This is a genomic window from Geobacillus proteiniphilus (assembly GCF_001908025.1).
Lineage (GTDB): Bacteria > Bacillota > Bacilli > Bacillales > Anoxybacillaceae > Geobacillus > Geobacillus proteiniphilus.
The window spans coordinates 1-279 of record NZ_MQMG01000172.1; the positions used below are offsets into that span (position 1 = coordinate 1).

Consider the following 279-nt stretch of genomic DNA (forward strand, 5'->3'; position numbering starts at 1 on the left):
CCCACGATGCCACCTACCTCTATCTCTTCCTCAATCCATTTTATTTTAGCACGAAAACAGGAAAATGACTTTGTTTTCTGAAAGAAAAAACCCCATCAGCTGTGCTTGATGAGGCAAAAGGTGACTTTCGTTATTTTTTCGCGATTCGAATCGTAATTTGATAGTAGTCATCGAATTCTTCTTCTTCAGATTGGACGGACACCCCGCTGCTTTTCGACCATGGAAAGCGACTGGCGGATCGTGTTGACGGCGATGCGCATATCGCGGCTGAACGCCTTT

Annotated in this window: 1 pseudogene; it reads right to left on the minus strand. The window is 45.2% G+C overall.

Going from position 1 to position 279, the window contains the following annotated elements:
• Nucleotides 1-130 precede the first annotated feature (130 nt).
• Nucleotides 131-279 (minus strand): annotated as a pseudogene (locus BRO54_RS19720) (nucleoid occlusion protein); the annotation flags it as partial.